The organism is Streptomyces sp. NBC_00289 (assembly GCF_041435115.1).
Classification (GTDB): domain Bacteria; phylum Actinomycetota; class Actinomycetes; order Streptomycetales; family Streptomycetaceae; genus Streptomyces.
This window is the reverse complement of the sequence record NZ_CP108046.1, coordinates 4,541,616-4,568,080: the sequence shown is the minus strand read 5'-3', so window position 1 is coordinate 4,568,080 and position 26,465 is coordinate 4,541,616. Positions and strand designations below refer to the sequence as shown.

Below are 26,465 nucleotides of genomic sequence, written 5' to 3'. Positions count from 1 at the left end.
CTGGGGACGGTCGCGGCCGTGGGCCTCGTCCTGGCGCTGGGGACCTGCTTCCCCGCGCACGCGGACGACACCCGGGGCGATGGCGGCACCGGAAATACCGGCCAGACGCCCGATTCCGGCGCCAACTCCGGCAACGGCACCATCGGTGCCCACATCCAGATCCATCAGAGCAAGGCCGGCGGCGGTGGTTCCAGCACCACCGCCACTTCCTCCAACGCCAACTGGAAGCCCCCGGTCTGCTGGTACGAGCCGATGTACTCGGCGGACGAGTACGAGGAGTTCATCAAGGACGCGTACGGCGGTGCGCAGGAGCCCGCGGCGAGCTACGCCGAGAAGCGGGACAAGGAGAAGTACCACAAGGGCGACGACGGCCTGTGGTGGCAGGTGAAGTTCCGCAACGACGACTACACCACCGCGTGCCCCGTCACCACGGACAACTGGGAGATCTGGGTCCCGCCGGCCGACCCGCAGCCGGACCCGAACAAGCTGACGCCGGAGATCCTCTCCGAACTGGCCTACAACTCCACGAAGTTGCCCACCCCGCCCGTGGTGCTGAGCCCGGACGCCGACCGGCTCATCGTGAACCTCGGTACCCGGGTGAAGTTCGCGGGCGACTTCGATCGCGTGTGGACGACCGCCGACATCAACTACAAGGGCGTCCAGATGGCCGCGACCACGGTCGCGACCCCCGTGGCGCTCAAGGTGGACGCCGGCACCGCCGACGCCGACCCGCAGTCGTGCACGTACGACCTGGTCAAGGGGGACGGCGGCTACACGGTCGACAGCAAGGACGCGGGCTGCAACGTCACCTACCGCCGTTCGTCCGGCACCGACACCTTCCCCTTCAAGGCGTCGATCACCTGGAAGGTCACCTGGACCGATTCGGCCGACCCGGACGGACCCGCGCGGCAGCCGGCGCTGCCGGACGGGCTGTCGACGTTCGAACAGGACGTGGCGGTCAAGGAGATCCAGTCCGTCAATCGTTAGACGGCGCAAGCGAGGGCGGCCTCTTCGCCTCCGGCGGGAGGTCCGTCCGCGTGCCCACAGTCCCGCGGTGGCCCAGCTGAGCCACGATCACCAACTGTGGGCAGGCTATTCGTCCATCAACCCGCGGAGGGCCGACGACAGTTCAGGCACCTGCGCCCCAGCCGCCTGCGCCGCCGCCACTGCCCTGACGTAGGCCAACGCCTCGGCCCGCAGCTGTTGCTTCTCGTCGCCCTGGCGGCTGCCCGCGACCCAGACGACGATCGCCAGGGGGATGAGGGCGAGCGCGGCGTAACCGATCGGCATTCCTTCCGTCGAGGCCCAGAGGGCCCGCCCGCACCCGCGAACACCAGGAGACAGCCGCCCTCGTTGTGCCAGCCTCCCGCGTCGGCGATCCGCTCGTACTCGGCGACCGCCGCCGGCTTGGCCGGCACGGCAACCGGTTCGGCTACCGAGGCGGCCACCGGATCCGCCGCCGGATCGGCGGGTGCGGTCCGCTCCCGTGCCGTCACGTCCGACGGGCTCCGCCCGGCCAGCGGCTCCACGCTCGGATACGACGGAATCGGTGCCGCGCCCTTTCCGCTGCCGCTCGACGACCGTCCCTCCAGCCATGCCGGTATGTGCGTCGGCGGCAGGCCGTGGGCGCGGGCCACGCCCAGGACTTCGCGGTAGCCGGCCAGGGCGGGGTGATCGAGCTCACGCCTCCAGCGGGTGCGGACGTAGGTGAGCGCGGTCGCGGCCAGGATCAGGAGCGGTCCCGCGGGGCCGTACGCCAGCACCGGCCTTCCGGCGAGCGCGGGCAGGGAAGGGGCCAGGAACGGCCAGATCGCGCCGACCGTCAGGGCCAGTCCGCCGAGCCACACGAGCGGGCCGCGCTGCGTCGCGTCCATCGCGCGCCGGCGTTCACCGAGCAGCGCGGTCACGGCCGCGTCGTCCGTGTAGTCGACGCCGGTTCGCGCGCCGATCGCGAGGGCTGCCTCCAGCACCCGTTCGTCCGACGCCAGCGTCGCCCCGCTCACCGGAAGCGGTCCCACCCGATTCCCCGTCACTGCCGTAACCCCGTTTCCCCGTAGACCGCAACGACCGCCGCGCTTGCTGCGAGCAGAGATCATGGCACGGCGGATTCGGGGCTTCGTGAGCGATTCGTGCAGGCATGATGGCCGACGCGTGACGGCGGACCCGGCGGCGGCGTGATGTCGGACCGATGGCCGATTCGCTCTCGCACAGCGAACCGGCCACCTCGGCGCTGTAGTCAACGGGGTTGCAAGCCCGATCAGTTGCAGATGAGTAACGGTGGACCGGGTGTGCGGTGAGACCGTGGACGCGCCTTGAGGGGCTTATGTGCGGCTGATACGGTGCCATGGCTTGACACTCACCCCAGCGCTGGCTATTTGGCCAGGTCGGGCGGTAAGTCCAGCACGCCCCACAGGGGTGTTCGGGGGTGAAGTGTCTGCATTTGCAGAGAATTTGGCAGACATTTTCTTGGGTGTACGGGGAGCGGTTGCGTGAAGATCCAAGAGCGTACGGGGGCGGGCGCCGGTCGTTCCGCCGCTCCGGCTCATTCGTCGGTCGGTGACCGGCTTCCCACTCCGCCTCGCGAGCGCAAACCGGCGCTGGCAGCCCTCGCGGTGCTGCTGATCCTGGTGGGCGCGCTCGGGGCGACGATGCTCGTGCTGCAGGCGGGGGACCGGATCGAGGTCATCAAGGTGACCGAGGACATCCCGGCCGGAGAGCCCGTCAAGGACAGTGACGTGACCTCCGTGATGGTCGCCGCCGACGACAGCATCAACTACGTCGAGTGGTCGAAGCTGGACACGCTCAAGACCCTCAAGGCCAAGTCGACGATCTACGCGGACACGGTCGTCATGGGGCAGATGTTCGCCGAGGGCGAGAGCCTCCCCGCGGGCAAGGCCGCCGTCGGTGTCGCCCTCAAGGAGGGGCAGTACCCGTCGGACATCAAGGCCGGTGACACCGTGGCCGTCTACAACGTCGACACCAGCGGCTCGGGTTCCTCCGGTTCCTCCGACTCGGACAGCTCCACCTCGACCTCCACGTCGTCGGGCGGTCTGCTCGTCGAGAACGCCAAGGTCGACACCAAGGCCGAGAAGAGCGACGCGACCGTCAGTACGGGCAACCTCGCGCTGACGCTGCTCGTCGACCAGTCCGACGCCGCCGCCGTGGCCAAGGCCGCCGCCGCCGGCGCGGTCGCCGTCGTGCACGTCTCCGGCAAGTAGAAGGCGGCAGCACCCATGGCGCTCATCGCTCTCGCCGCCGACAAGGGTTCCCCCGGCGTCACCACCGCGGCCGTCGCTCTCGCGGCGGTCTGGCCACGGCGCGTCCTGCTCGCCGAGACCGACCCGGCGGGCGGTGACCTGGTCTACCGCAGTGCCGCCGCGCACGGCGGTCCGCTCAACCCGAACACCGGCATGCTGTCCATAGCGGCCACCGCTGCGCCGCGGCCTCGTGCCCGACCAACTCTGGGACCACGTCCAGCCGTTGAGCGGCGGGCTCGAGGTCCTGGTCGGACTCGGGAGCGCCGAACAGGCCGCCGGGCTCGCCGGGCTGTGGCCGACGCTCGGGCACGCCTTCGCCTCCCTCGCCGACTCCCCGAACGCGCCCGCCGACGTCATCGCCGACTGCGGTCGTATCAGCGGGGACACCCCGGCGGTCGAGCTGTTCCCGCACGCGGCGCTGGTGTTGCTCGTCTCGCGCACCGAGCCCGAGGCCATCGCCCGGGTCCGGGACCGTGCCGCCGCCCTGTCCACCAAGCTGCACGGTGGTCCGCGCGGTGCCGCGAGCCTCGCCACCCCGCTGATCGGTGTGGTCCTGGTCGCCGACCCGGGCAACTCCGCCAAGCTGGCCGGCCAGGTCAACGACATGCTCGTGCACGCCCAGACCGGTGCCCGTGTGGTCGGCACGATCGCCGACGACCCGTCGGGCGCCGACCAGTTGGCCGGCCGCAAGCGCGGGCGCCTCGACAAGTCGCTGCTGATCCGCTCGGCCCGCAAGGTCACCGCGGACCTCTACCAGCAGTACGGCGCCGCCTGGGCCGTACCGACGCAGCCGCAGCAGGGTCACGCAGGGGCTGCCCGATGACCGCTGTCGACCATTCGTTGGTCAAGCGGTTCCGGCAGGAGGCCGGCGACCGTATCGCCGAGCAGCGCCGCCTCGACCAGGTCAACAACGTCACGCCGATGTCCAACGAGGACGAACGGCAGTACGCCCGCGCGGTCATAGCCCAGATCCTGGAGGACTACGCCCGTACGGAGATCAACGCCGGGCGTACGCCGCTGGACGCCGAGACCGAGGAGCAGTACGCGGCCGCCGTGCACGCCGCCCTGTTCGGTGTCGGCCGGCTCCAGCCGCTGCTGGACAACCCCGAGGTCGAGAACATCGACATCAACGGCTACGACCAGGTGTTCGTCGGGTACTCCGACGGGCGCGAGGAGAAGGTCGACCCCGTCGCGGAGTCCGACGAGGAGCTCATCGAGCTGATCCAGGTGCTCGGCGCGTACTCGGGTCTCTCCTCCCGCCCCTTCGACTCCGCCAACCCGCAGCTCGACCTGCGGCTGCCCGACGGTTCGCGTCTGTCGGCCGTCATGGACGTCACACGACGCCCCGCGCTGTCCATCCGTCGTGCGCGCATGGGCAAGGTCTTCATCTCCGACCTCGTCGGCAACGGCACGCTGGCTCCCGAGGTCGCCCACTTCATGGCCTGCGCGGTGCGCGCCCGCAAGAACATCATGATCGCGGGTGCGACGAACGCCGGAAAGACGACGCTGCTGCGGGCCCTGGCCAACGAGATCCCGCCGCACGAGCGTCTGATCACCGTGGAGCGTGCCCTCGAACTCGGCCTGGACACCTTCCCCGACCTCCACCCCAACGTGGTGGCGTTCGAGGAGCGGCTGCCCAACTCCGAGGGGCAGGGCATGATCGCCATGGCCGAGCTGGTGCGCCGTTCGCTGCGTATGAACCCCTCCCGCGTGATCGTCGGTGAGGTGCTCGGCGACGAGATCGTGACCATGCTGAACGCGATGTCCCAGGGCAACGACGGCTCGCTGTCCACGATCCACGCCAACAGCTCCAGCGAGGTCTTCAACCGCATCTCCACCTATGCGTTGCAGGCGTCCGAGCGGCTGCCCATCGAGGCCAGCCAGATGCTGATCGCGGGTGCGGTGAACTTCGTCGTCTTCATCCAGCGGCGCAACAACTACCAGACGGGCGGCCGCCTTCAGCGCATGGTGACCTCCGTCCGCGAGGTCAACGGCGTCGACGGCCGGGTGCTGTCCAGCGAGGTCTTCGCCGAGGCGCCGGACGGCCGGATCGTCCCGCACGCGCCCCTAGCCTGCCTGGAGGACCTGATGGCCCACGGCTACCGGCCCACGGGGACGTGGGGGTGAACATGACGCCTGTCGCACTCGGCTCGCTCGGCACCATGGGCGGCCTGTTCTCCACCACCGTTCTCTACTCGATCGGTTCCGGCGTCGCCGTCGGCGGCGGACTCGCCCTGTTCCTCGTCGCGGTACGCGGCCTGCCGGCCAAGCCCGAGCACGAGAAGCAGAAGGCCGCCGAGCGCGCGAACGAGCTGATCCGGTTCGCCGGACAGCGCGGTTCGCTCGCGGCGATCGTCGGCCTCGTCGTGCTTCTGCTCACCCGCTGGGCGGTCGCCGGTATCGCGGCCGGAGTCCTCGTCTTCTTCTGGGACCGCCTCTTCGGCGGCGCCGCGGAGGAGAAGTCGGCCATGCGGCGGGTGGAGGCCCTCGCGTCGTGGACGGAGTCGCTGCGGGACACCATCGCGGGCGCGGTGGGCCTGGAGCAGGCCATCCCGGCCTCGGCCCGTGCGTCCGCTCCCGTCCTGCGCCCCCACCTGGACGCGCTCGTCGACCGTCTGCGTTCCCGCACTCCGCTGCCGGACGCCCTCCAGCATCTCGCCGACGAGATCAACGACGCGTCCGCCGACATCATCGTCGCCGCGCTGATCCTCAACGCCCGGCTGCGCGGCCCCGGCCTGCGGCAGGTCCTGGGCGCCCTGGCCAAGTCGGCGCGCGAGGAGGTCGACATGCGGCAGCGCGTGATGGCCCAGCGGGCGTCGACGCGCCGTTCGGTGCAGATCGTCGTAGCGGTCTCGGTCGCGTTCGTACTCGGCCTGTCCATCTTCAACCGCGAGTTCGTCGAGCCGTACGGCACTGCCGTCGGGCAGCTCGTCCTCGCCTGCGTGTGCGGTCTGTTCGCGCTCGGCTTCTGGTGGCTGCGCAAGCTGTCCACCATCGAGACACCCGAACGCTTCCTCGTCCGCAACGAGTCGGCGGTCCAGTTCGTCCGTCCGGCGGTGCCCTCGCAGCAGTCTCCCCAGCAGCCGCTCCACCCGGAAGAGGGGGTACGACGGTGAACGACCTGACCATGCCGATCGTCGTCGGCGCGGTGCTCGGCCTCGGCGTCTACGCCCTCGTACGCGCCCTCATGCCGTCGAAGCGGAGCGCGGTCTCGCAGGTCGCGCGGATCGACGCGATGCGGGCGCGCGGAGCGGCGTACGAGTCGGCGCGGACGACGGCCGACAAGGGCCGCATCGGCTCGTTCCGGGCCCAAGTCGGTCTGCGCGTCTCCGAGTTCTACCTTCAGCAGGGCTGGGAACAGCGCTCGCTGCGGGCGGACCTCGCGGTACTGGAGCGCAGCTGGGAGAAGTTCCTGGCGACGAAGGTCCTGCTGGCCACGGCCGGCCTGTTCTTCGGCCCGCTCCTGTTCGCGGTCGTCTGGACGCTCGGCGTCGGCAGCAGCCCGATCATCCCGGTCTGGCTGGCGCTGGCGTTCGGCGCGATCTTCTTCTTCCTGCCGGACCTGGAGGTACGGCGGGACGCGGCGGAGAAACGGCGCGACCTGCGCCGCGTGATCGGCGCGTACCTGGACCTCGTGTCCATGAGCCTGGCCGGTGGCCGGGGTCTGCCCGAGGCGCTGATGGCGGCCGCCGAGGTCTCCGACGGCTGGGCGACGGGCCGTATCCGCAACGCGCTCGCCGACGCCCGTATCACCGGCATCAGCCAGTGGCAGGCGCTGGGTTCGCTCGGCGAGGAGCTGGGCGTGGAGGAGTTGAAGGACCTCTCCGCGTCCCTGGCCCTGGTCGCCGACGACGGCGCCAAGGTGCGCGAGTCGCTCGCCTCGCGCGCCGAGACGATGCGGCACCGCGAGCTGGCCGAGATCGAGGGCAGCGCGGGCGAGAAGTCCCAGTCGATGCTGGTCGCCCAGCTGCTGCTGTGCGCGGGCTTCCTGGTGTTCCTGATCTATCCGGCAGCGATGCGCGTGTTCCAGGTCTGATGTCGACGACAGCTATCTCTTCGAGAGGACAACTCACCATGAGCCGACGGAACTTCAGCACCGGGGTCCCGGGGGTGGACTTCCTGATCACCTTCCTCCAGAGCCGCGTGCAGCGGGCTCGCTCCGGTGAACTCGACCGCGGTGCGTCCGCGGTGGAGTGGGTCATCATCTCGGCGGTCGTCGTGGCGATCGTCGGCGTGGTCGCCGCGATCATCAACACGGCCCTGAGCGACGGAGCCACCAAGGTCGGCGACTGCATCAAGGGCGCCAAGGCGAGCGGCACCTGCTGATCGTCGTACGAACACAACGGGGTTGACGGGGTTGCTGGTGGGCGTGGGCAGATGGGTGCGCCGCAGGGTGGGGACCGCACGCGAGGAGGCGGCCACCCGCGGTGACTCCGGCATGACCGCGATCGAGTTCGTGCTGCTCACCCCGGTCCTGTTCTTCATGATCTTCGCGACGGTGCAGTTCGCGCTGTACTTCTTCGCGGACCACGTGGCGCAGGCGGCGGCCCAGGCGGGCGCGCGGAAGGCGCGTGCCACGGCGCACGACTCCCCGGGCGCGTGGCGGGGCGAGGCGAAGGACGTCGTGGACAGCTACATCAGCCAGCTCGGCCCGCAGCTGGTGCTGTCGCCGAACGTGACGATGCTCCAGCCGGAGCAGAACACGGTGGGCGTCGAGATCACCGCCCGGGTGCCCACGGTGTTCCCCGGACTGGACCTGACGGTGCACGCGCGGTCGTCGGGACCGGTGGAGCGGTTCGTTCGGGAGGACGGGAACTGATGGATCTCCTCCTCAGGAGAACCCGGGGGAACGCGTCGGGGACAAGGCCGGAAAGACGGCCAGGGACTCGGCCGGCTCCGGAGTGTGACGACCGGGGTCTGTCCACCGTCGAGGTGGTGATCCTCGCCCCGGTGATGATCATGTTCATCCTGGTCCTGGTGGCCTTCGGACAGCTCGTCGACGGCCGTGGGGCGCTCGACGGCGCGGCCCGGGACGCGGCACGTGCGGGCTCCATCCAGAAGAACCACGGGACGGCCATGGCCGAGGCCCGCAAGGCGGCCGAGGCCGACCTCGCGGACGTCTGCTCGGGTCCGGTGTCGGTGACGCAGACCAGCGCGGGCTTCGAGCCCGACACCATCTTCACGGTGGAGGTCAGCTGCCAGATCCGGGGCCTGGCCATGCTCGGCGTGGACGTCCCGACGACGCTGACGGCAAGTTTCAGCTCGCCGCTGGACCCGTACCGGAGGACGGCGTGAGGGATGTCCTGCGGGCCTGGTGGTCCGCCCGACACGCGGAGCTGGACGACCGAGGGTCGGGCGCCGGCGCGGTCATCATCTTCGCGCTCGTCTTCCTGTCGCTGTCGGCCTTCGTCATCGACGGCGGCCTGTCCATCTCCAAGCGGGAGCGCGCGGCGGACATCGCCGAACAGGCGGCCCGCTTCGCCGCCCAGGACATCGACACGGCAGCCCTCTACGAGAACCAGGGCGGCGCCGCGCCGATCAACTTCCAGAACTGCGACGCCCGGGTCAAGGCCTTCGCTCGCGAGATGGACATGTCCGGCGCGGACATCGCCGCGACCCACTGCGTCACGGCGGACGCCCAACAGGTCGAGGTCAACGTGCAGTTGACGTATTCGCCGGTCTTCTCCGGAATGTTCTACGGCGGCGACGTGGTCGTGCACGGGGAGGCGGTGGCGGAGAACGAGGTGGGCTGAGGGCCGGGCTCAGCTGCCGCCGCTGTTGCCCTTGCCGGGCCGCTTGTCCTCCGTCCGCATCTTGTCGTTGACCTGCTTGGCGAGTTCGTCGTCGAGCTTCCTGAACTCCCGGACGACGGCGTCGGACATCTTGGCCAGCGCGTCGAGCTGCTGGGTGATGTCCTCGCGGCCGTCCTCCCAGTTGGACTCGAAATCGCCGAGGGCGTCGTTGACGCTGCCGTCGCCGATGTCGTCCCGGTAGGACTCGAAGAGCTTCTTGGTGTGGTCGAGGCGGGTCTTCAGGGAGCGGAGCCGGCTGCCGTAGCCTTCCAGCTCGCTCAGCGGAAGTGTGAGGTCGCTCTTGCCCTTGCCCATGGTGTCCGCCCCCAGGCTGTGCCTCGTAGTCTGACTGGCACCGTACATCGGTACGGCGGTTGTACGGGTGATCGAGTCATCGAGTGGCTGAGTCGCCGCATGGTCGAGGAACGGGGAAGGTCGACGTCATGGCCCGCTACATGGAGGCGCTCACGGTCGAGCGCGGGGGTTTCCGGATCAAGGTGCCCGAGTCGTGGTGGGAGTTCGACGTACGGCCGGAGTCGCGGGACGACTCGATCCGGCGCATGGTGAACGAACGGCTGCGCGAGCGACCGGAGTTGTCCCAGTACCGGGACCTGTACACCGCCTTCCTGCAGAAGGCGGCGGCGGACGCGTGGAAATCGGGCGCGCTGTACTGCGGATGCATGGCGGAGAGCTTCGGCGGGGACACCCCCATCACCGGCTCCGTGACGGTGTCGCTGGTCGGCGGCCGCACGCAACAGGGTGAGCCGCTGTCGACGGATCCGGCCGCGATCGCGAGCGGGCTCGCCGTGAAGGAGGCGAAGCGGGCCGGGGACGCCTGGCGGAAGGTGACGACCGTCGACATCCCAAGCGTGGGTCCGGCCGCGCGGACGTACGGCATCGAGGACATCGCCGTACCGGGAGACGCCCTGAACCGCACGATCCGAGCCGTGCTGATGCAGACGTTCATCCCGGTGCCGGGGCAGGAGGGCAAGGTCGCCCTGGTGGCGGGCAGCAGCCAGGTGCTGGACCTCGCCGACTCCTTCTTCGACATCTTCGACGCGATCACCTCGACGTTCCGCTTCACCGGTTGAGCTTCACCGAATGACCTTTTCCTCGAACGACTGTGCCTTGTAAGTTCGCGTGTGCATACGGTTGTTGATGGGTTGCGCGTGACGGGGGTTGCGGTATGGCGGGGTATCGGCCGCGGGACTGGCATGTTCTGGATCTGGACGGGGATCCGACGCCGGGTGATCCGGACCGGGTGCGGACGCTGGCCAGGACGCTGCACGACTTCGCCGACGACGTCTCGGACGCACTTCGCCTGGTCAAGGGGATGGCCGGCGAGGACACGATGCTGGAGTGGGTGGGGAAGTCCGCCGATGTGTTCCAGGAGGAGTTCTCCGGCGTTCCGAAGAACCTGAAGAAGCTGAAGAAGTCCTACGAGATGTGCGGGGACGCGCTCGCGGACTTCTGGCCGAAGCTGGAGCGGGCGCAGGCGCTGGCGGACCGGGCGTTGGCCCGGGGGCGTGAGGCGCAGACGGACCTGGCGTCGGCCAAGTCCCGGTTGTCGTCGGCGGATTCGTGGGTGACGCGGGCGAACAAGGAGGCCGACAAGTACAAGGACGACCCGACCGGCAGCAAGTCCGATGCCGAGAAGCCGGACGAGACCAAGGTCCGCGCCGCCACCCGGGACGCGCAGCAGGCCAAGTCCGCGCATTCGACGGCCCAGTCGGACGTGAACGGCGCGCAGGACGCGCTGGACGCGGCGAAGAAGATGGCCGAGGACGCCCGCAAGATGCGTGAGGACGCCGCACGGGAGGCCAAGTCGAAGATCGACGAGGCGTCGGACGCGGGGATCCAGAACCGGTCGTGGTGGGAGGAGGTCGGCGACTGGTTCACGGACAACTGGGACAACATCGTCGCGGTGTGCAAAATCGTCGTGGCCGTGGTGGGCATCGTCGCGATGATCATCGGTGGGCCGATCCTGGGCGCGATCGTGCTGATCGCGGCGCTGGTCGTGCTCGCCGACACGCTCTACAAATACTCCAAAGGGCAAGCGTCGCTGTGGGATGTGGCGTTCGCCGCCCTTGACTGCATACCCGGCGGCAAGGGCATCACCAGCCTTGGCAAGCTCGCCAAGGGCATGAGAGGCCTGGGCAAGGTAGGCCTCAAGGGCATGGCTCTCAGCGTGAAGGGACTCGGCAAGAGCACCCGTTCGCTGGGCCGGCAGATGAAGAAGCTCATCACGCGCGGTGATCCCGTCGACATGGCCACCGGTGAGATGGTCATGTCCGCCACGGATGTCTCCCTGGACGGCATGCTGCCGCTCCTCTTCGAACGGCACTACCGGACCGCGTCCCCGGGAGGCAGTCTTCTCGGACGGAGTTGGACCTCGACGCTGGATCAGCGTCTCATTCTGAATGCCTCCGAAGTGCGGTACGTGGTCGAGGACGGCATGGTCCTCGTGTACCCGGTCCCTGAGCCGGACGTGCCCGTCCTCCCCGTGGCAGGGCCTCACTGGCTCATGAGCTGGGACGGCACGCCGGGGGGTGAGATCACCGTGCACCGGCCCGAGACCGGGCAGACCTTTGCCTTCCGGCCGGTCCCGGAGCGTCCGCACGCAGAGGCCGCGCTGGTGGCCGTCAGGGACCGCAACGACAACACGATCACGGTGTCCTACGCACCCGACGGCACTCCTGACGAGATCGCTCACCACGGCGGCTACCGCGTAGGTGTGACCTGCGAAGACGGAAGAATCAGCGCGCTTGCCCTGCGCAATGCCCCCGAGCAACCCGTCCTCGTGCGCTATGGCTACGACGCGCACGGCAACCTCGCCCAGGTCGTCAACTCCTCCGGGCTACCGCTTCGGTACTTCTACGACGACCATCGACGGCTCACCGGCTGGGAGGACCGCAACGGCGTCTGGTACCGCTTCGAGTACGACTCCGCCGGTCGCTGCACGGCAGGACGCGGCCGTGACGGAGTCCTCGACTACACCTTCATCTACGACGACGAGGCGCGCCGCACGACAGCCGTCGACTCGCTCGGGCATGCCACGGTCCACCAGTTCAACGACTCCTTCCAGCTGATCGCCGAAACCGATCCGCTGGGCAACGTGGTCCACCAGGAGTGGAGCGAACGCGATGAACTCATATCGCGAACAGACCAGTTGGGTCGCACGACGCTTTTCGAGCGGGATGCCGAAGGGAACCTGACGGCTATTCATCTTCCTGACGGCAGTACGTCGTCGGCCCGTTTCAACGAGCTCAACCTGCCTGTGGAGCTGACGAACTACGACGGTTCGGTGACGCGCCAGGAATGGGACGAGCGGGGCAACTGCACCGCCGTGACGAACGCCGACGGCGCGACCGTGAGGTTCACACGGGACCGCACCGGCGCCCTGACCTCCCTCACGGACCCGGTGGGCGCCACGCAGTTCTTCACCAACAACGAAGCCGGACAGCCCGTCTCGGTGACGGACCCACTCGGAGCCGTCTGGCACTTCGCCTACGACCCCTTCGGACGGAGCGCCACCGTCATCGACCCCCTGGGCGCGACGACAGCGACGACCTGGACTGTCGAGGGCCAGATGTCCTCGCGCACCGATCCGGACGGCGGGAGGGAGAGCTGGGCTTACGACGGCGAGGGAAACTGCGTCACACACACGGACTCCCTCGGCCGGGTCACCCGCTTCACCTACGGCGGCTTCGACCTGCTGACCTCCAAAACCACTCCGGACGGAGTCCGGTACCTCTTCGCCCACGACACCGAGCTGCGCCTCACCCGGGTCACGAATCCGCACGGGCACACGTGGGACTACACCCACGACGCCGCGGGCCGGCTCGTCAGGGAGACGGACTTCGACGGCCGGACCGTCGCCTACGCCCACGACGCAGCAGGCCAACTCGTCAGCCGTACCAATCCACTGGGGCAGACGGCCGCCTTCCGGTACGACGACGTGGGCCGTCAGGTGGAGAAGACGGTGGACGGCTCGACGACCGTTTTCGTCCACGACGCCGTCGGACGGCTCCTGCGGGCCACGGCCGAGGGCGTCACGCTCACGTACCGGTACGACCGGGCAGGCCGCATCACGAGCGAGGCGATCGACGGACGCGCGCTGACCACGTCCTACGATGCGCTGAGCCGCCCCACGCGCCGTACGACTCCGAGTGGCGCCATCAGCGTGTACACCTACGACGCCGCCGGCAACCGCACCGCGTTGACCGCGTCCGGCAGGACACTCGCCTCCGCCCACGACGTGGTGGGACGGGAGACGACACGTCGGCTGGGCGCGTCCGGGCTCGCTCTCACGCAGACCTGGGACACCGAGGACCGGCTCACCGGGCAGACGCTGTCCGAGCACAACTCCGAGCAGAACTCCGCGCGGCCTCTCAAGCAGCAGACGTACACCTACCGGGCCGACGGCTCCGTGACGGCGCTCGACGATCCTGTCGCCGGCCGCCGCACCTTCGACGTCGACACGGCGGGACAGGTCACCGCCGTCCGGGCGGAGGGCTGGGCCGAGACCTACGCGTACGACGAGACCGGCAACCAGATCTGGGCCTCCTGGCCGGATCGGCACCCCATGCCCGAGGCACGCGGCGAGCGGGCCTACACGGGCGACCGCGTCTCTCGCGCCGGAGGCGTCCACTACGAATACGACGCCGCAGGTCGCGTGACCATGCGCCGCAGAACCAGACTTTCGCGAAAGCCGGACGTCTGGCGCTACTTCTGGGACGCCGAGGACCGCCTCACCTCTGTGATCACGCCCGACGGGATCACTTGGCGGTATGTCCACGACCCGTTGGGGCGCCGGGTCGGCAAGCAGCGCCTGGCCCCGGACGGGACGACCGTCGTGGAGGAGACGCGCTTCACCTGGGACGGCCCGCACCTGGTGGAGCAGGCGACGCGCACCCTCGACGGTGCCGGGGAACGGGTCCTCACCTGGGACCGCGACGGAGTGATGCCGGTAGCCCAGACGGAGCGTCTCCTGCCTGCCGACGCTCCGCAGGACGTAGTCGACGAGCGCTTCTTCGCCATCGTCACCGACCTCGTGGGCACTCCGACCGAACTCGTCTCCGAGGACGGCTCCGTCGCCTGGCGCGCGGACGCCACACTCTGGGGTCTCGCCACGCCCGACCCGGACGCGACGGCCGACATACCACTGCGCTTCCCCGGCCAGTACTTCGACACGGAGACCGGGCTCCACTACAACTACTTCAGGCACTACGACCCGGCGACGGGCGCCTACATCAGTCCGGACCCACTCGGGATGGACGCGGGCCCGAACCCCCGCCGCTACGCCATCAACCCCCTGCTGTGGATCGACTACCTGGGCCTGCTCACGTGCCGCCAGAACGCGCGCAGGCTGCGCAGGAACATGAGGCGCGAGGGGCGCCGGGTGCCACGCGGGCACGCGGCCGCCCATATTGTTCCGTCGGGAGGCAACGCGGGGCACTGGGTCCCCGGCGCCCGCAGCCGCGCTCTGCTGGAGAGGTATGGAGTCGATGTCAATGACGCTGCCAACGGAATCCCGCTGGCTCACCCAACCCCACACAACTTCACACACCGCGAGCCCTTCCTGCGTCGGGTCAACGAGCACCTGGAACAGGTCGTACGCGACGGAGTGGACCAGGGCATGGGTGCCCGCGCCATCCGTGCCCAGTTGCGCCAGGAGCTGCGCGGCATCGGCCGTCAGGTCGAGGGCGAACTGTCCACTGGTGCACCGGGTCCCGGCGCGGTCTGGACGGCGCCATGACCGCTGACGCGTCCCGCGAGCCCCTCGCGGTCTACCGCCTGATGCCGAGCATGGGGGACTTCCGGACCCTGTCCCTCGAGGAGGACGCGCACCGGAAGCTGATCCGCTGGCTGCGCACGGGGGATTCCGGGGATCTGCCGGAGTCGTTCCGCGCCGAATGGGTGGGGAATCCACGGCTGCGGCCCGCCGAGTTCCCGTGCGGGTATCCGGGTGCCCCGGTGTTCAGCCGCCGCATCGCCGATCTCCTGGCCGACGAACTCTCGAAAGCCGGAAGGTACCTTCCCGTCATCCCGGAGGACAGCGATCCGGGCGGGGCCGCGGACTATCTCCTCTACCTCGTGGAGAAAGTCATCGACTGCGTGGACCCGCGCAGGTCGTCGAAACCGAAGAAGGGAACCGGCCAGATGAAGATCACGGTCTTCCGGCCCGACGCGGTGCCGGCCGAGCTGCCCGCCTTCCGGGTGCCCGAGTACCCGGGCGGCGTCCACTGGAACGGCTGGGCCGTGGACCGCCTGACCGAGCTCCTCGACGGCGATCTCGAGGCCCGCCTCATCTGGTCCGAGGATCCCTCGAGCACCCCGCACCCCAACCCCTGGGGCTTCTGACATGCTCGCCGTCGACCGCCTGGAGTCCTTCCGGCAGCATCTGCGGCGGTCGGGCGAGCGCGTTCTCCGACGCTTCCCCGAGGCACTCAAGGCCGAGATGTACCTGGTCTCGTTCCGGATCTGGCGTGTCGACCAGGACAGTCGCCGCCCGTATGTGGCCATCGGTTACAACACCGAAAGTCACTTCCGGCAGCAGATGTCCGGGAGGCCGAGCCCCGATCCGGGAGAAACCCGCTGGAACTACGCCTACTGGCTGCTAGAGGGATTCGAGAGGCTCGGCAACGTCCCTGACGATCCGGTCGGGAGCGCACTCTACGAGCAGGAAGTGAAGCGGCTGGGGTTCTGGTACGAGGGACCCGACGAGCCGGACGCCGAATCCAGCCTCCTGGATACCCATTTCGTGGACGCCTGTATCGACCTCGCCAGGTCTCTGCACTCCGGCGGACACGTCGAAGCCGCCCTGGGTCATTCCGTCCCGGTCATCATCTTCGACATGGACTGTCCCGGCTGGGAACTCGACGCCACGCAGGCAGCCAACCCATCACATCTGATCGCCGACTACGTGGAGCACTTTGCGGCCGACTGATCCCGGCGGCAGGTTGTGCGGTCGGGCCTGTTTGCGGAATGGGGGTCCATTGCGATGACGGAAGGGTATGTCCCGTTCTCCGAAAGGGGACTCGGCTACGACGTGTTCGCTCCGCTGTGGGGAATCCTGGAGCTGGGCGCCGTGACCGTCTCCGGGGCGAGGTCCCTGCGCGATGTCTCGCTCGCCGCGTTCGTGGCCACCAGGCGGGATGAGGTGGACAGCCTTCTCACTCTGGTCCGGGTCATCGGCGACTTTTCCGCCGAGACGATGGCCGTCTTCGAGAGGCAGGGAGGGTGGAACGACGGTCGAGAGGTGACTGCTGAGTACGTGACGCTGTACTCGGGATCCATCGAAGGCTATCCACCCGACACCGACAACCCCGCCGTCCTGCGGCGCATGCTGCGCATGGCAGGTGACCTCCAGTTGGCCACTCTCCTGCATGCTCTGGTGAGTACCGCGACACTCAGAGGGCCAGGTCTGAAAACGGCGCCGGAACTCATCGTCGCCGCCATGCGCATGGCCGGTTCGTTGCTGGGTGTCGATGACGAGCGGGTGGCGTGGGACGCCTTTCGCCTGTGGCGCGTCAGGTTCCTGCCGGAGATCCTGCGTCCCGAATCACCTTCACGTGAAGACGCCAAAGTGAATCTCAGGCGGTACGCCCACGCGCTGGAGGACTTGCTCGATCCCTCCACGCGATCAGGCTGACTGCCACGCGCCGGCACCGCACAGGCGTGCCGCACGGCCGCAACCGGTCGCTCCCGCGGCTGTCCGACGAGGCCGCCGGGTTCACCGGTTGAGCTTTCCCTCGAACGACTGTGCCTTGTAAGTTCGCGTGTGCACAGGGTTGTTGATGGGTTGCGCGTGACGGGGGTTGCGGTATGGCTGGGCTTCGGCCGCGGGACTGGCATGTCCTGGATCTGGACAAGGATCCGACGCCGGGCGACCCGGAACGGGTGCGGTCGCTGGCCAGACAGTTGCACGACTTCGCTGACGACGTCTCCGAAGCGCTGCGGCTGGTCAAGGGGATGGCCGGCGAGGACACCATGCTGCAGTGGGCGGGGAAGTCCGCCGACGTCTTCCAGGACCAGTTCTCCGGTGTCCCGAAGAACCTCAAAAAGCTGAAGAAGTCCTACGACCTGTGTGGCGACGCGCTGGCGGCGTACTGGCCGAAGCTGGAGCGGGCCCAGGCGCTGGCCGACAAGGCGCTGGTCAAGGCCCGTGAAGCGCAGAGTGACTTGTCGTCGGCGCAGTCGAGGCTGTCGTCGGCCGACTCCTGGGTCACCCGTGCCACCAAGGAAGCCGACAAGTACAAGGACGACCCGACCGGCAGCAAGTCCGGTGGGGAGAAGCCGGACGAGACCAAGGTCCGCGCCGCCACCCGGGACGCGCAGCAGGCCAAGTCCGCGCATTCCAAGGCGCAGTCGGACGTCAGCACCGCGCAGGACGCGCTGGACGCGGCGAAGAAGATGGCCGAGGACGCGCGCAAGATGCGTGAGGACGCCGCGCGGGAGGCCAAGTCGAAGATCGACGAGGCGTCGGACGCGGGGATCCAGAACCGGTCGTGGTGGGAGGAGGTCGGCGACTGGTTCGAGGACAACTGGGACACCATCGTCACGGTGTGCAAGGTCGTCGTCGCGGTCGTCGGCATCATCGCGATGATCATCGGTGGGCCGATTCTCGGTGCGATCGTGCTGATCGCCGCGCTGGTCGTGCTCGCCGACACGCTCTACAAATACTCCAAAGGGCAAGCCTCCCTATGGGATGTGGGGTTCGCGGCGCTGGACTGCATACCGGGCATGAAGGGGCTGACCACGCTCGGTGGCCTCGCCAAGGGCCTCAAGGGCGGTATGGCCGCGATGAAGGGCCTCAGGGGCGGGATGAAGGGCCTGAGCCTGGCGGTGCGAGGGTTGGGCAAGAACGCTCGCGGCATGCTCGCCGACGGCGCCAAGGGCGCCTACAACCGGCTGAGGAGCATCGTTCGGTCCAAGGGAAGTGATCCGGTGGACATGGCCACCGGGGCGATGTATCTGCCGCAGACCGATGTGGACCTTCCCGGCCTCCTGGCTCTGGCGTTCACCCGCAGAGCCGCCTCCGACTACCGCTGCGGCTGGTGGTTCGGCCCCACCTGGGCCTCCACCATCGACCAGCGTCTGGAGATCGACGCGGACGGCATCGTCTTCGTCACAGAGGACGGCCTGTTGCTCGACTACCCTCACCCTTCTGCTCGGCAGACGCCGGTACTGCCAGAAGCCGGGCCCCGCCTGCCGTTGACCTGCCTGGACGACGGCAGCTATCGCATCGACGACCCCGTCACCGGTCTGGCCCGTCACTTCGCCCGCGCCACGGCCGACGGAATCGCCCTGCCGGTTCGTGTCATCGACCGCAACCGACACACCATCACCTTTGACCACGACGAGCACGGCACCCCGCTCGCCATCCGCCACTCCGGCGGCTACCACCTCGCGTTCACCACAGAAGAAGGCCGCGTCACCACTCTTAGCTTGGTCAGCCCCACTGATGACGGCGGGGACGTCGTCATCAAGCGCTATGCCTACACCGACGGCAACCTCACCGACATCATCAACTCCTCCGGTCTCCCGCTTCGTCTCACTTACGACGAGCGGTCGCGCATCACCTCGTGGATCGATACCAACGACAGCCGTTATGAGTACACCTACGACGCTCAGGACCGCTGCGTCGCGGAGGGTGGCGAGGCCGGCCATGTCACCGTCACGCTCGACTACTCCGGTGCCGACCCTGCCTGGCCCGACTGTCATGTCACCACGCTCACCACGGCCGAGAACGCCACGACCAGGTTTGTCATCAATCCACTCAGCCAGGTCGTCGCGGAGATCGACCCTCTCGGCCACACCACGCGCACCAGCTATGACGAGCACCACCATGTCCTGTCCCAAACGGATGGGCTCGGCCACACCACTCACTACGCCCGCGATGACATGGGTCTGCCTCTGGTCATCACCTACCCGGACGAAGCGACGGCGCGTTTCACGTACGACGGGAATGGCAGGCCCACCGTGACCGTCCATGCCGACGGGAGCACTTGGCGGCGGGAGTACGACGAGAGGGGTAACTGCGAGGCGGTCACCGGTCCCGGCGGCGCGACCGTGAGGTACGCACACGATGACGCGGGACATCTGACGTCGGTCACCGACCCCTTGGGGAACACGACCCGGATCGAGACCAATGCGGCGGGCCTGACCACAGGGCTGACCGAGGCGCGGGGCGGGCGGGAGTGGCGTCGCCACGACGTCTTCGGCAGGGTGGTGGCGGTCGCTGACACGACCGGCAGCGAGGCACACCTGTGGTGGACCGTCGAAGGCCGGATTGCGCGATGGGTGGGCCCCGGCGGCGCACAGGAGACCTGGGAGTACGACGGCGAGGGCAACTGCGTCCGCCACACAGACGCGAACGGTGGCGTGAGTACGTACGAGTACACGCACTTCGACCTGCTCGCCGCCAGAACGGGACCGGACGGAGCCAGATACACCTACGAACACGACGCCTCTCTACGATTGACCAAGGTCACGAACCCCCAGGGGCTGACGTGGGAGTACACCTACGACCCTGCCGGGCGCATCGAGTCGGAGTCCGACTTTGACGGTCGTAGCCTGCGCTATGAGTACGACGCGGTCGGCCGGATCGTGCTCCGGAAGAACGCTCTGGGACAGGCGATCGCCTACGAGCGTGACGTCCTCGGCCAGGTGGTGACGAAAGACGCCGACGGCGCCGTCAGTCGGTACGAGCACGACGCCATGGGACGTCTGCTGCGCGCCACTGGCCCGGACTCCTCCGTTCGGCTGGAGCGGGACCAGTGGGGCAGGATCGTCGCAGAGTGCGTGGACGACCGGTTGCTGTCCTTCGAATACGACGGTCTCGGCCGGCGCACCCGGCGCGTGACACCCACAGGAGCCGTGTCGACGTACGACTATGACGCCCACGGCCGGCGCAACTCCGTGACCACGGCCGGGCGCGCCGTGCGTTTCGGCTACGACGTCGCCGGACGAGAGATCACTCGCCAGGTCAATGAGTCCCTCACCGTGAACAGCCGGTGGGACGCCTCGGGCCACCTTGTGGAGCAGACGGCCGAAACGCCCCATGGGACGCTACAGAGCCGTCGGTACGCCTACCGGCCCGACGGCCACGTCACCGCCGTGGACGATCTGCGGAACGGCTCGCGCCACATCGAACTGGACGCCCTGGGACGGGTCACGGCGGTGAGCGCGCGGAACTGGCGGGAACGGTACGTGTACGACGCTGCGGGCAACCAAACCGACGCTGCCTGGCCGGACACCCAGCCGGAGCCTGAGGCAAGAGGCCGACGCACCTACACGGGCACGCGCGTGACCAGAGCCGGCGGCGTGGGCTACGAGTACGACGGCGCGGGCCGCATGGTGGTGCGCCGCAGAACCCGCCTCTCACGGCGCCGGGAGACGTGGCGCTATGCCTGGGACGCGGAGGACCGGCTGACGTCCGTGATCACACCCGACGGTGTGGTGTGGCGGTATCGGTACGACGTCTTCGGCCGCCGGGTCGCCAAGCAGCGGATGGTCGCAGACGGAACAGCCGTCGTGGAGGAGACCCGCTTCACCTGGGACGGTGACACCCTCGTCGAGCAGACGACCACAAGCGACGGGCGGCCCCACCCGGTCACCCTGACCTGGGACTATGACGGTCTCCATCCCGTCGCCCAAACGGAACGAGTGGTGGACGCGGCGACGCAGGAGGAGATTGACTCCCGGTTCTTCGCCATCGTCACCGACCTCGTGGGCACGCCGACGGAACTGGTGGACGCCGGGGGAAGCATCGCGTGGCGGGCCCGCTCCACGCTTTGGGGTAGCACCGCATGGCCGACGGACAGCACGACGTACACGCCACTCCGATTCCCTGGTCAATACCACGACCCCGAAACCGGGCTCCACTACAACCAGCACCGCCACTACGATCCCGACAGCGGCCGCTACGTGACCCCCGACCCGCTCGGGCTGAGCACGGCACCGCATCCCACTGCCTACGTACCCAATCCCTGGGCGGGCACGGACCCGCTGGGCCTCGGACCCTACGAGGTATTTCACCGTGTGATGTCGGAGAAAGAGTTTTCGCGGTTGGGCCCCAACGGAGAGATAACCCCCCGAGGCGAGAACTTCGTGACGCAGGAGGCTGATTACGTCACCGGGATCGCGGAGCGCTTCGCTCGGCGCGGTGGGAGGAACGCCCAGAAGTACACGCATCTCGTGCGTTACGAGATGAAGCCGGGAACCAGGGACGCGCTCATCGCGGCCGGACGCGGATCCGGGGACAACATCACCGCGATACGCGAAGCGTACGGCCTCCACCTGGACGAGATCGGAGAGAGCACCGAATTCGTGCATGTGAAAATGGAGCGTGGCGGGCTGAATTTCGGACTCCGCGACGGGTCGGCCCATGTGTTCAATTCGAACATCCTGAGGATGACGCACGAGTTGCTCTAGCCGGACGAGCTCGTACGACGGGAACGGCACAGGGAGAAGGAATTGATGGCAAGCGACGCGGCGGCAGACGGCGCACTGCTGGAGCGGGTGGACTCGCTCCTGGCTGACGGAGGGTATGTCGGCCGCGAGAGGGCCGCGGAAGTGGCGGCGGCGGTTCCCGAAGCGCGTGCCCGGATTCTCGATTGGGTCAGGAGCGCGGCCGATTCCGGAGACTTTCGCAGGTTCGAACGGCTCGCGGCGTTGGCGGTTCACCTGCATCCAGAGGGGCTCGCCCCGATCCTCGTACCGCTGCTCGCGTCGGACGCGGCCGGTGTGAACACCGAGGACCTGGTCGACATGCTCGGTGAGCTGCGAGCACCCGAATCGGTGGACGCGATCAGCCATGTCGTACGCGAGAAGAGGAACGCCGATGGGCCGTTCTACCCCTTGGGTATCAAAGGAGTTCAGTCGTTGGGGGAGATCGGCACCCCTGAGGCACACCAGTTCCTGAGGGGCATCGCCACGAGTGGGCCCGGCGAATGGCCGGACCCGCTGAGGTGGCACGCGGCAGAGGAGCTGGGCATCGAGGACGAGCTGGGATTCGACGAGGACGAGATGCTCGGCGGGGCGTAGGCAGAGTCCGCGGGATGACCGGCACTGGTCCGAGGCAGGGGTTCGAGCCTCGACCGGTCCAGCCCGCGGGTAGGGCCACCTGTGCGGGACCCGTCCATCGCGGTGGGCCTCTTCGGTCTGTGGGCCGCCGGTGATCAGGGAGCGCTTGACGCTGTGAGGCGGCGGGCGGAGCGCCGAAAAGGACGTACTCCTCGTGCCGATCAACTCGGAATCAGGGCGGTCACGTAGGGATGAGCGAGCAGAGCGGGAACCGGTGGTCTGCTGAGACCGATCGCGTCCTGCCTCCGGGCATCCGCCGGAAGCCGTCAGGGCCTCGCTGGAGGGCACTTGGGCGGTCGCGGAGGGATTGTGTGGGGAATGTGTGGGGTGTGGTCCCGGTGCACGTCGGGCTTCGCGGGCATTCCGTGAGGAAACGGCGGCGGGGGGCGTCGGAGTTCCGCTGGGCCTTCGACGGTGTCAGTCACAGTCCATAAGATCTCTGTAGGCTCAACACACCCCCACTCCACCGCCCTCCACACACGACCCAGGACACCCGCCATGGCGCGACGCAGCACTTCAAGCTCGACGGGAAGCTCGACGGGCCCGAGGAACCGGACACCGCAGCCGGTGCGGGTGCGAAGGCGTACCTTCGGGGACGTCGTCAGGGCGTTCCTCGCCTTCGTCGCCCTCGTGGTGCTGCTCGTCGGGGTGCCGGGGGCGCTGGCCGTGGCCGTCGGATGGCCGCTGCCGCACGAGTTCGAGCCGATGGAGTGGCTGAAGAACGAGATCACGGTCAGCACCTTCCTGCACATCCTCACCGTCATCGTCTGGTTCGCCTGGGCGCAGTTCACCGCCTGTGTGCTGGTCGAGGTGAAGGCCGCGCTGTCGGGTGTCGGGGTGCCGGGGCGGGTGCCGGGGTCCGGGGCGAGTCAGCTGCTCGCGCGGCAGCTTGTCGCCGCGCTGCTCCTCGTGGGCGCCACCGCGGCCAGCTTCACGCCGGGGCTCTCGCAACTCGGGCACAGCATGGAGGACAACCAGCGGGGGACCGTCGCCGCCGCGCAGCAGACGCCCGGGCTGTTCGCGCAGCAGCAGGAGCAGGCCGCCAGTACCGCGGCCGCCCTCGCCGAGCAGGCCTCGCACGCTGCCTCGCACGCGGATGCGGGGGGCGCCACCGCCAAGGCCGACGACACGAAGTACTACCGGATCCAGCCGCCCGAGGGGCGCCATCACGACTCCCTCTGGGAGATAGCGCAGCGGCACCTCGGTGACGGGCGCCGGTACAAGGAGATCTACGAGCTCAACAAGGACCGTGTGCAGCCGGACGGTTCGCGGCTGTCCGAGGCCAGCCTGATCCGGCCGGGCTGGATCATGGAGATGCCGGGTGACGCGCGCGGCGGCGAGCTCGTCGAGATGCCCGACGCGGCGCCCAGCGTCTCGCCGGACGTGCAGCAGCAGATCCACGACTACGCCAAGTCCGGGGACCACGCCCAGGGCGGCGGCGGCAGCCAGGCGCAGGGCGGCGGGGCCACACAGGTCTCCGTGCCCGAGCAGCGGCCCGCCCCCGAGCAGAAGCAGCAGCGGAACGGCGATCAGCAGCACGCCACCTCCTCCCACTCCTCGGACAGTTCCTTCGGTCTGCCCGAGGCTCTTCTCGGTGCCCCGCTCCTCGCCGCCGGTCTTCTCGGCGCGCTCGGGCGGCGGCGCCGGCAGGCGCTGTGGCAGTCGGCGATCGGTGCGGTCGGCGGGCGGCGCGGTATGGAACCGCCCACGCCGGCCGGCGACGCCCTGGACGTCCAGGACGCGCTGCTCGTGGGCGCCGACCCCGAGGGCGTACGACTGCTCGACCGGTCGCTGCGTGGCCTCGCCGCCTCCCTCGCCGCCGAGTCCCGGCCGCTGCCCACCGTGTACGCGGCCTGGCTGACCAACGGCGACCTGCATCTCCAGCTCGCCCAGCCGTCCGGCAAGCCGCCGGCCCCGTGGCAGCTCGGGCAGGACCAGACGTTCTGGGTGCTGGCCCGGAGCGACGGCGAGCAGTACGAGGACACCGACACCGCCGCCCCCTACCCCGGCCTGGTCAGCCTCGGCACCATGGACGACTCGCGGCTGCTGCTCAACCTGGAGGCCGTGCCCGGCATCGTCTCCCTGAGCGGGCGCGAGGCCGACCGGGCCGCCGTCTTCGCCTCCGTCGCCGCCGAACTCGCCACCAACGGCTGGTCCGACCGCATGACGATCACGCTCGTCGGGTTCGGCGAGGACCTCACCCCGCTCGCGCCCAACCGGCTGCGCCACCTCGACGACATCGAGGCGCTCGTGGAGACCATGGAGGCCGAGACCCGGCAGCGGCGCGGCGCGCTCGGCGCCGCCGGCCAGGACTCGGTCCTGACCGGACGCACCGGCCCCGCCCAGCACACCCGTTGGGCCCCGCACCTGGTGCTGCTCGCCGCCCAGCCGGACGCCGAGGACGCCGTCAAGCTCGCCGAGCTCGCCGCCGACGCTTCCCGGCTCGGCATCGGCTACCTCGTCGGCACCGAGTCCGATGACCTGCCCGGCGCCGCCTGGGAGATGGAGATCACCGGCGCGGGCAAGCTGCTCGCCCCGCTCCTCGGACTCGAACTCGACGCCCAGCTCCTGCCGGTGGCCCAACAGCGGGCCGTCGTCGAGCTGTTCGTCGAGGCCGACCCCGATCACGGGCCCGACGGGCCGACCAACACCCCGCCGTTCCTCGTCGACATCAGCGAACAGGGGCGGCCCGCGGTGTACGCGCGCCTCGTCGGGTCGTACGAGATCATCGGCCTGGAGACGCCGGACGGCGAGCGCAGCGCGCTGCTGCACGAGGCGCTGGCGCTGCTGCTCCTGCACCGGGAGGGCGTGCACCCGCGGGTGCTGTCCTCCGCGCTGTGGCCGCGCGGTGTCACCGACGACGTGCGTGACGCGCTGGTCGAGCGGCTTCGCGTCTGGCTCGGCGCCGACCCCGACGGCTCGCCGCGCCTCACCTCCGACGCGACCGGGCGGCTCACGCTCGCCAAGTCCGTCGTCTCCGACCTGGACGTCCTGCGCTCGCTGTACTACGAGGCGACCCAGGGCAAGGGCGTCGACAGCCGGGTCGTCCGCGGCCGGCTCCTCACCGACGCGCTCGTGCTGGTGCGCGGGCCGCTCCTCGCCGACCGGCCCGAGGGCCGTTACGGCTGGCTCACCCACGAGATCGTCGACGCCCAACTCCCGCTGCTGGTCGCCGACATCGGGCTCGCGCTGTCCGCCTTCCACCTGGAGAAGAACCGCGCGGAGAAGGCGATCGAGGCGTTGAACGCGGCGGTGCGGACCGCTCCCGCCGACGAGCGGCTGTGGAACGAACTGCTGCGTGCCACCCACGCCACCGGCGACACCGACCGCCTCCAGGCGCTCGCCGTCGACCTCGTCGGCCGCAGCGGCGCCCGCGGCCTCCCGCCGCGCACCGAGGCACTGCTCGACGAGCTGCTGCCGACCTGGCGGGGCGGCGTCGCCGCGGTGGGATGAACAGCGTCCTGGTGATCGCCGCCGCGCTGTGGGGCGCGGCGGCGGGGTCGTTCCTGCCGAGAGCCGCCTACCGCTTCTCCGTCCCGTCGGGGGAGGCCTGGCGGGACACGTGTCCCGGCGGACACCCGGTCGGCGGGTGGATCGGACGGGCCCGGTGCGGGGAGTGCGCGGGGGCGGCGGTTGCCGGAAGGGGCGCCGAGACCGCCGTAGCGTCTCCCGCCGCACCTGTGCCTGTGCCTGTGCCCGGGTACGGCCCCGGCACCCCCCTCGTCGCCCTCGTCACCGCCCTCCTCTGCGCCGCTCTCGCCGCCGCCACCGGCACCCGGCCGGAGATCGCGGTCTGGTTGCTGCTCGCGCCGGTCGGGGTGCTGCTGGCGATCGTCGACTTCCGCGTGCGGCGGCTGCCGGACGTGCTGACCCTTCCGCTCGCGGCCGCCGCGCTCGCGCTGCTCGGGCTGGTCGCGCTGGTGCCGGAGCACGCCGGTGACTGGCCGACCGCGCTGTGGGGCGCCCTCGCACTCGGCGGCGCCTTCTTCGTGCTGTTCCTCGTCAACCCGGGCGGCATGGGCTTCGGCGATGTGAAGCTGGCGCTCGGTCTCGGCGCGGTGCTCGGGTGGTACGGCTGGCCGACGGTGATGCTCGGCACCTTCGCCGCGTTCCTGCTGGGGGCGCTGTACGGCGGCGCGCTGGTCGTGACGCGGCGGGCCGGTCGCAAGACGGCCATCGCGTTCGGGCCGTTCCTGATCGCGGGGGCGTACGTGGGGCTGCTGATCGGGGCCTACGCGGGTTAGGAACCGCACCGCCCGCACCGCTGCCCGGCGCAGGCTGACGTCGGCTCCGGGAACCCGCTGGCGTAGGCTGGTTCGGTCTGTCC

Annotated in this window: 20 protein-coding genes and 1 pseudogene; 19 read left to right on the top strand and 2 right to left on the bottom strand. The window is 69.4% G+C overall.

Translation table 11 applies throughout. The features are described from left to right. Positions 1 to 18: 18 nt before the first annotated feature. Positions 19 to 987 (top strand): hypothetical protein, encoded by a 969-nt coding sequence (locus OG985_RS20640; RefSeq protein WP_371669808.1) that lies wholly within the window; start codon positions 19 to 21, stop codon positions 985 to 987. Positions 988 to 1,103: 116 nt separating this feature from the next. On the opposite strand, the gene OG985_RS20635 is transcribed toward OG985_RS20640, so the two are convergent. Beyond that, positions 1,104 to 2,003: a hypothetical protein gene (locus OG985_RS20635; RefSeq protein WP_371669807.1), complete on the bottom strand. Its 900-nt coding sequence runs from the start codon at positions 2,001 to 2,003 to the stop codon at positions 1,104 to 1,106. Between the two features lie 486 nt (positions 2,004 to 2,489). Here OG985_RS20635 and OG985_RS20630 point away from each other — a divergent pair, with 486 nt between their 5' ends. The 9 genes and pseudogenes from OG985_RS20630 to OG985_RS20590 all read left to right on the top strand — a co-directional run bounded on the left by OG985_RS20630 (position 2,490) and on the right by OG985_RS20590 (position 9,010). Next, positions 2,490 to 3,218: a hypothetical protein gene (locus OG985_RS20630; RefSeq protein WP_371669806.1), complete on the top strand. Its 729-nt coding sequence runs from the start codon at positions 2,490 to 2,492 to the stop codon at positions 3,216 to 3,218. A 15-nt stretch (positions 3,219 to 3,233) separates the two neighbouring features. Then, positions 3,234 to 4,080 (top strand): annotated as a pseudogene (locus OG985_RS20625) (hypothetical protein). Next, positions 4,077 to 5,384: a CpaF family protein gene (locus tag OG985_RS20620; RefSeq protein WP_371669805.1), complete on the top strand. Its 1,308-nt coding sequence runs from the start codon at positions 4,077 to 4,079 to the stop codon at positions 5,382 to 5,384. Before OG985_RS20625 ends, OG985_RS20620 begins: the two are co-directional and overlap by 4 nt. A 2-nt stretch (positions 5,385 to 5,386) precedes the next feature. Next, positions 5,387 to 6,373: a type II secretion system F family protein gene (locus tag OG985_RS20615; RefSeq protein WP_371669804.1), complete on the top strand. Its 987-nt coding sequence runs from the start codon at positions 5,387 to 5,389 to the stop codon at positions 6,371 to 6,373. 11 nt (positions 6,374 to 6,384) lie between these two features. Continuing rightward, positions 6,385 to 7,293, top strand: coding sequence for a type II secretion system F family protein (locus OG985_RS20610; protein WP_371674448.1), 909 nt, complete (start codon positions 6,385 to 6,387; stop codon positions 7,291 to 7,293). Positions 7,294 to 7,331: 38 nt separating this feature from the next. Beyond that, a complete protein-coding gene (locus tag OG985_RS20605) occupies positions 7,332 to 7,583 on the top strand; it encodes a hypothetical protein (protein ID WP_371669803.1) in 252 nt (83 codons plus the stop codon). 112 nt (positions 7,584 to 7,695) lie between these two features. Further along, the gene (locus OG985_RS20600) at positions 7,696 to 8,076 is read left to right on the top strand and encodes a TadE family protein (RefSeq protein ID WP_371674447.1); all 381 of its coding nucleotides are present in this window, start codon (positions 7,696 to 7,698) and stop codon (positions 8,074 to 8,076) included. Next, complete coding sequence (locus OG985_RS20595) at positions 8,076 to 8,552, top strand: TadE/TadG family type IV pilus assembly protein (protein ID WP_371669802.1); 477 nt, start codon at positions 8,076 to 8,078, stop codon at positions 8,550 to 8,552. Before OG985_RS20600 ends, OG985_RS20595 begins: the two co-directional genes overlap by 1 nt. Continuing rightward, positions 8,549 to 9,010 (top strand): pilus assembly protein TadG-related protein, encoded by a 462-nt coding sequence (locus OG985_RS20590; protein WP_371669801.1) that lies wholly within the window; start codon positions 8,549 to 8,551, stop codon positions 9,008 to 9,010. Before OG985_RS20595 ends, OG985_RS20590 begins: the two co-directional genes overlap by 4 nt. Before the next feature lie 9 nt (positions 9,011 to 9,019). Here OG985_RS20590 and OG985_RS20585 read toward each other — a convergent pair whose 3' ends face one another. After that, entirely contained in the window at positions 9,020 to 9,364 is a 345-nt protein-coding gene (locus OG985_RS20585) for a hypothetical protein (RefSeq protein WP_371674446.1), read from the bottom strand. Between the two features lie 128 nt (positions 9,365 to 9,492). Here OG985_RS20585 and OG985_RS20580 point away from each other — a divergent pair, with 128 nt between their 5' ends. The 9 genes from OG985_RS20580 to OG985_RS20540 all read left to right on the top strand — a co-directional run bounded on the left by OG985_RS20580 (position 9,493) and on the right by OG985_RS20540 (position 26,382). After that, positions 9,493 to 10,140 (top strand): hypothetical protein, encoded by a 648-nt coding sequence (locus OG985_RS20580; protein ID WP_371669800.1) that lies wholly within the window; start codon positions 9,493 to 9,495, stop codon positions 10,138 to 10,140. Positions 10,141 to 10,235: 95 nt separating this feature from the next. Further along, positions 10,236 to 14,807 carry a DUF6531 domain-containing protein gene (locus tag OG985_RS20575; protein ID WP_371669799.1) on the top strand — a complete coding sequence of 1,524 codons (4,572 nt, stop codon included), beginning with the start codon at positions 10,236 to 10,238 and terminating at the stop codon, positions 14,805 to 14,807. Further along, positions 14,804 to 15,412 carry a hypothetical protein gene (locus OG985_RS20570; protein WP_371669798.1) on the top strand — a complete coding sequence of 203 codons (609 nt, stop codon included), beginning with the start codon at positions 14,804 to 14,806 and terminating at the stop codon, positions 15,410 to 15,412. Before OG985_RS20575 ends, OG985_RS20570 begins: the two co-directional genes overlap by 4 nt. A 1-nt stretch (position 15,413) precedes the next feature. Next, positions 15,414 to 15,998 (top strand): hypothetical protein, encoded by a 585-nt coding sequence (locus OG985_RS20565; protein WP_371669797.1) that lies wholly within the window; start codon positions 15,414 to 15,416, stop codon positions 15,996 to 15,998. A gap of 54 nt (positions 15,999 to 16,052) precedes the next feature. Further along, positions 16,053 to 16,703, top strand: a complete 651-nt coding sequence (locus OG985_RS20560) for a hypothetical protein (protein WP_371669796.1) — start codon at positions 16,053 to 16,055, stop codon at positions 16,701 to 16,703. A 173-nt stretch (positions 16,704 to 16,876) separates the two neighbouring features. Further along, a complete protein-coding gene (locus OG985_RS20555) occupies positions 16,877 to 21,487 on the top strand; it encodes an RHS repeat-associated core domain-containing protein (protein ID WP_371669795.1) in 4,611 nt (1,536 codons plus the stop codon). 45 nt (positions 21,488 to 21,532) lie between these two features. Then, the gene (locus OG985_RS20550) at positions 21,533 to 22,099 is read left to right on the top strand and encodes a hypothetical protein (RefSeq protein ID WP_371669794.1); all 567 of its coding nucleotides are present in this window, start codon (positions 21,533 to 21,535) and stop codon (positions 22,097 to 22,099) included. Positions 22,100 to 22,636: 537 nt separating this feature from the next. Continuing rightward, entirely contained in the window at positions 22,637 to 25,591 is a 2,955-nt protein-coding gene (locus OG985_RS20545) for a BTAD domain-containing putative transcriptional regulator (protein ID WP_371669793.1), read from the top strand. After that, positions 25,588 to 26,382: an A24 family peptidase gene (locus OG985_RS20540; protein WP_371669792.1), complete on the top strand. Its 795-nt coding sequence runs from the start codon at positions 25,588 to 25,590 to the stop codon at positions 26,380 to 26,382. The genes OG985_RS20545 and OG985_RS20540 overlap by 4 nt, the downstream gene beginning before the upstream one ends. The last annotated feature ends 83 nt before the right edge of the window (positions 26,383 to 26,465 follow it).

Excerpts from the sequence above, each read along its gene's own strand:
- OG985_RS20620 (WP_371669805.1), top strand. The coding sequence starts at position 4,077 with ATGACCGCTGTCGACCATTCGTTGGTCAAGCGGTTCCGGCAGGAGGCC.
- OG985_RS20615 (WP_371669804.1), top strand. The coding sequence starts at position 5,387 with ATGACGCCTGTCGCACTCGGCTCGCTCGGCACCATGGGCGGCCTGTTC.
- OG985_RS20610 (WP_371674448.1), top strand. The coding sequence starts at position 6,385 with ATGCCGATCGTCGTCGGCGCGGTGCTCGGCCTCGGCGTCTACGCCCTC.
- OG985_RS20605 (WP_371669803.1), top strand. The coding sequence starts at position 7,332 with ATGAGCCGACGGAACTTCAGCACCGGGGTCCCGGGGGTGGACTTCCTG.
- OG985_RS20600 (WP_371674447.1), top strand. The coding sequence starts at position 7,696 with ATGACCGCGATCGAGTTCGTGCTGCTCACCCCGGTCCTGTTCTTCATG.
- OG985_RS20595 (WP_371669802.1), top strand. The coding sequence starts at position 8,076 with ATGGATCTCCTCCTCAGGAGAACCCGGGGGAACGCGTCGGGGACAAGG.
- OG985_RS20585 (WP_371674446.1), bottom strand. The coding sequence starts at position 9,364 with ATGGGCAAGGGCAAGAGCGACCTCACACTTCCGCTGAGCGAGCTGGAA.
- OG985_RS20580 (WP_371669800.1), top strand. The coding sequence starts at position 9,493 with ATGGCCCGCTACATGGAGGCGCTCACGGTCGAGCGCGGGGGTTTCCGG.
- OG985_RS20575 (WP_371669799.1), top strand. The coding sequence starts at position 10,236 with ATGGCGGGGTATCGGCCGCGGGACTGGCATGTTCTGGATCTGGACGGG.
- OG985_RS20570 (WP_371669798.1), top strand. The coding sequence starts at position 14,804 with ATGACCGCTGACGCGTCCCGCGAGCCCCTCGCGGTCTACCGCCTGATG.
- OG985_RS20565 (WP_371669797.1), top strand. The coding sequence starts at position 15,414 with ATGCTCGCCGTCGACCGCCTGGAGTCCTTCCGGCAGCATCTGCGGCGG.
- OG985_RS20560 (WP_371669796.1), top strand. The coding sequence starts at position 16,053 with ATGACGGAAGGGTATGTCCCGTTCTCCGAAAGGGGACTCGGCTACGAC.
- OG985_RS20555 (WP_371669795.1), top strand. The coding sequence starts at position 16,877 with ATGGCTGGGCTTCGGCCGCGGGACTGGCATGTCCTGGATCTGGACAAG.
- OG985_RS20550 (WP_371669794.1), top strand. The coding sequence starts at position 21,533 with ATGGCAAGCGACGCGGCGGCAGACGGCGCACTGCTGGAGCGGGTGGAC.
- OG985_RS20545 (WP_371669793.1), top strand. The coding sequence starts at position 22,637 with ATGGCGCGACGCAGCACTTCAAGCTCGACGGGAAGCTCGACGGGCCCG.
- OG985_RS20540 (WP_371669792.1), top strand. The coding sequence starts at position 25,588 with ATGAACAGCGTCCTGGTGATCGCCGCCGCGCTGTGGGGCGCGGCGGCG.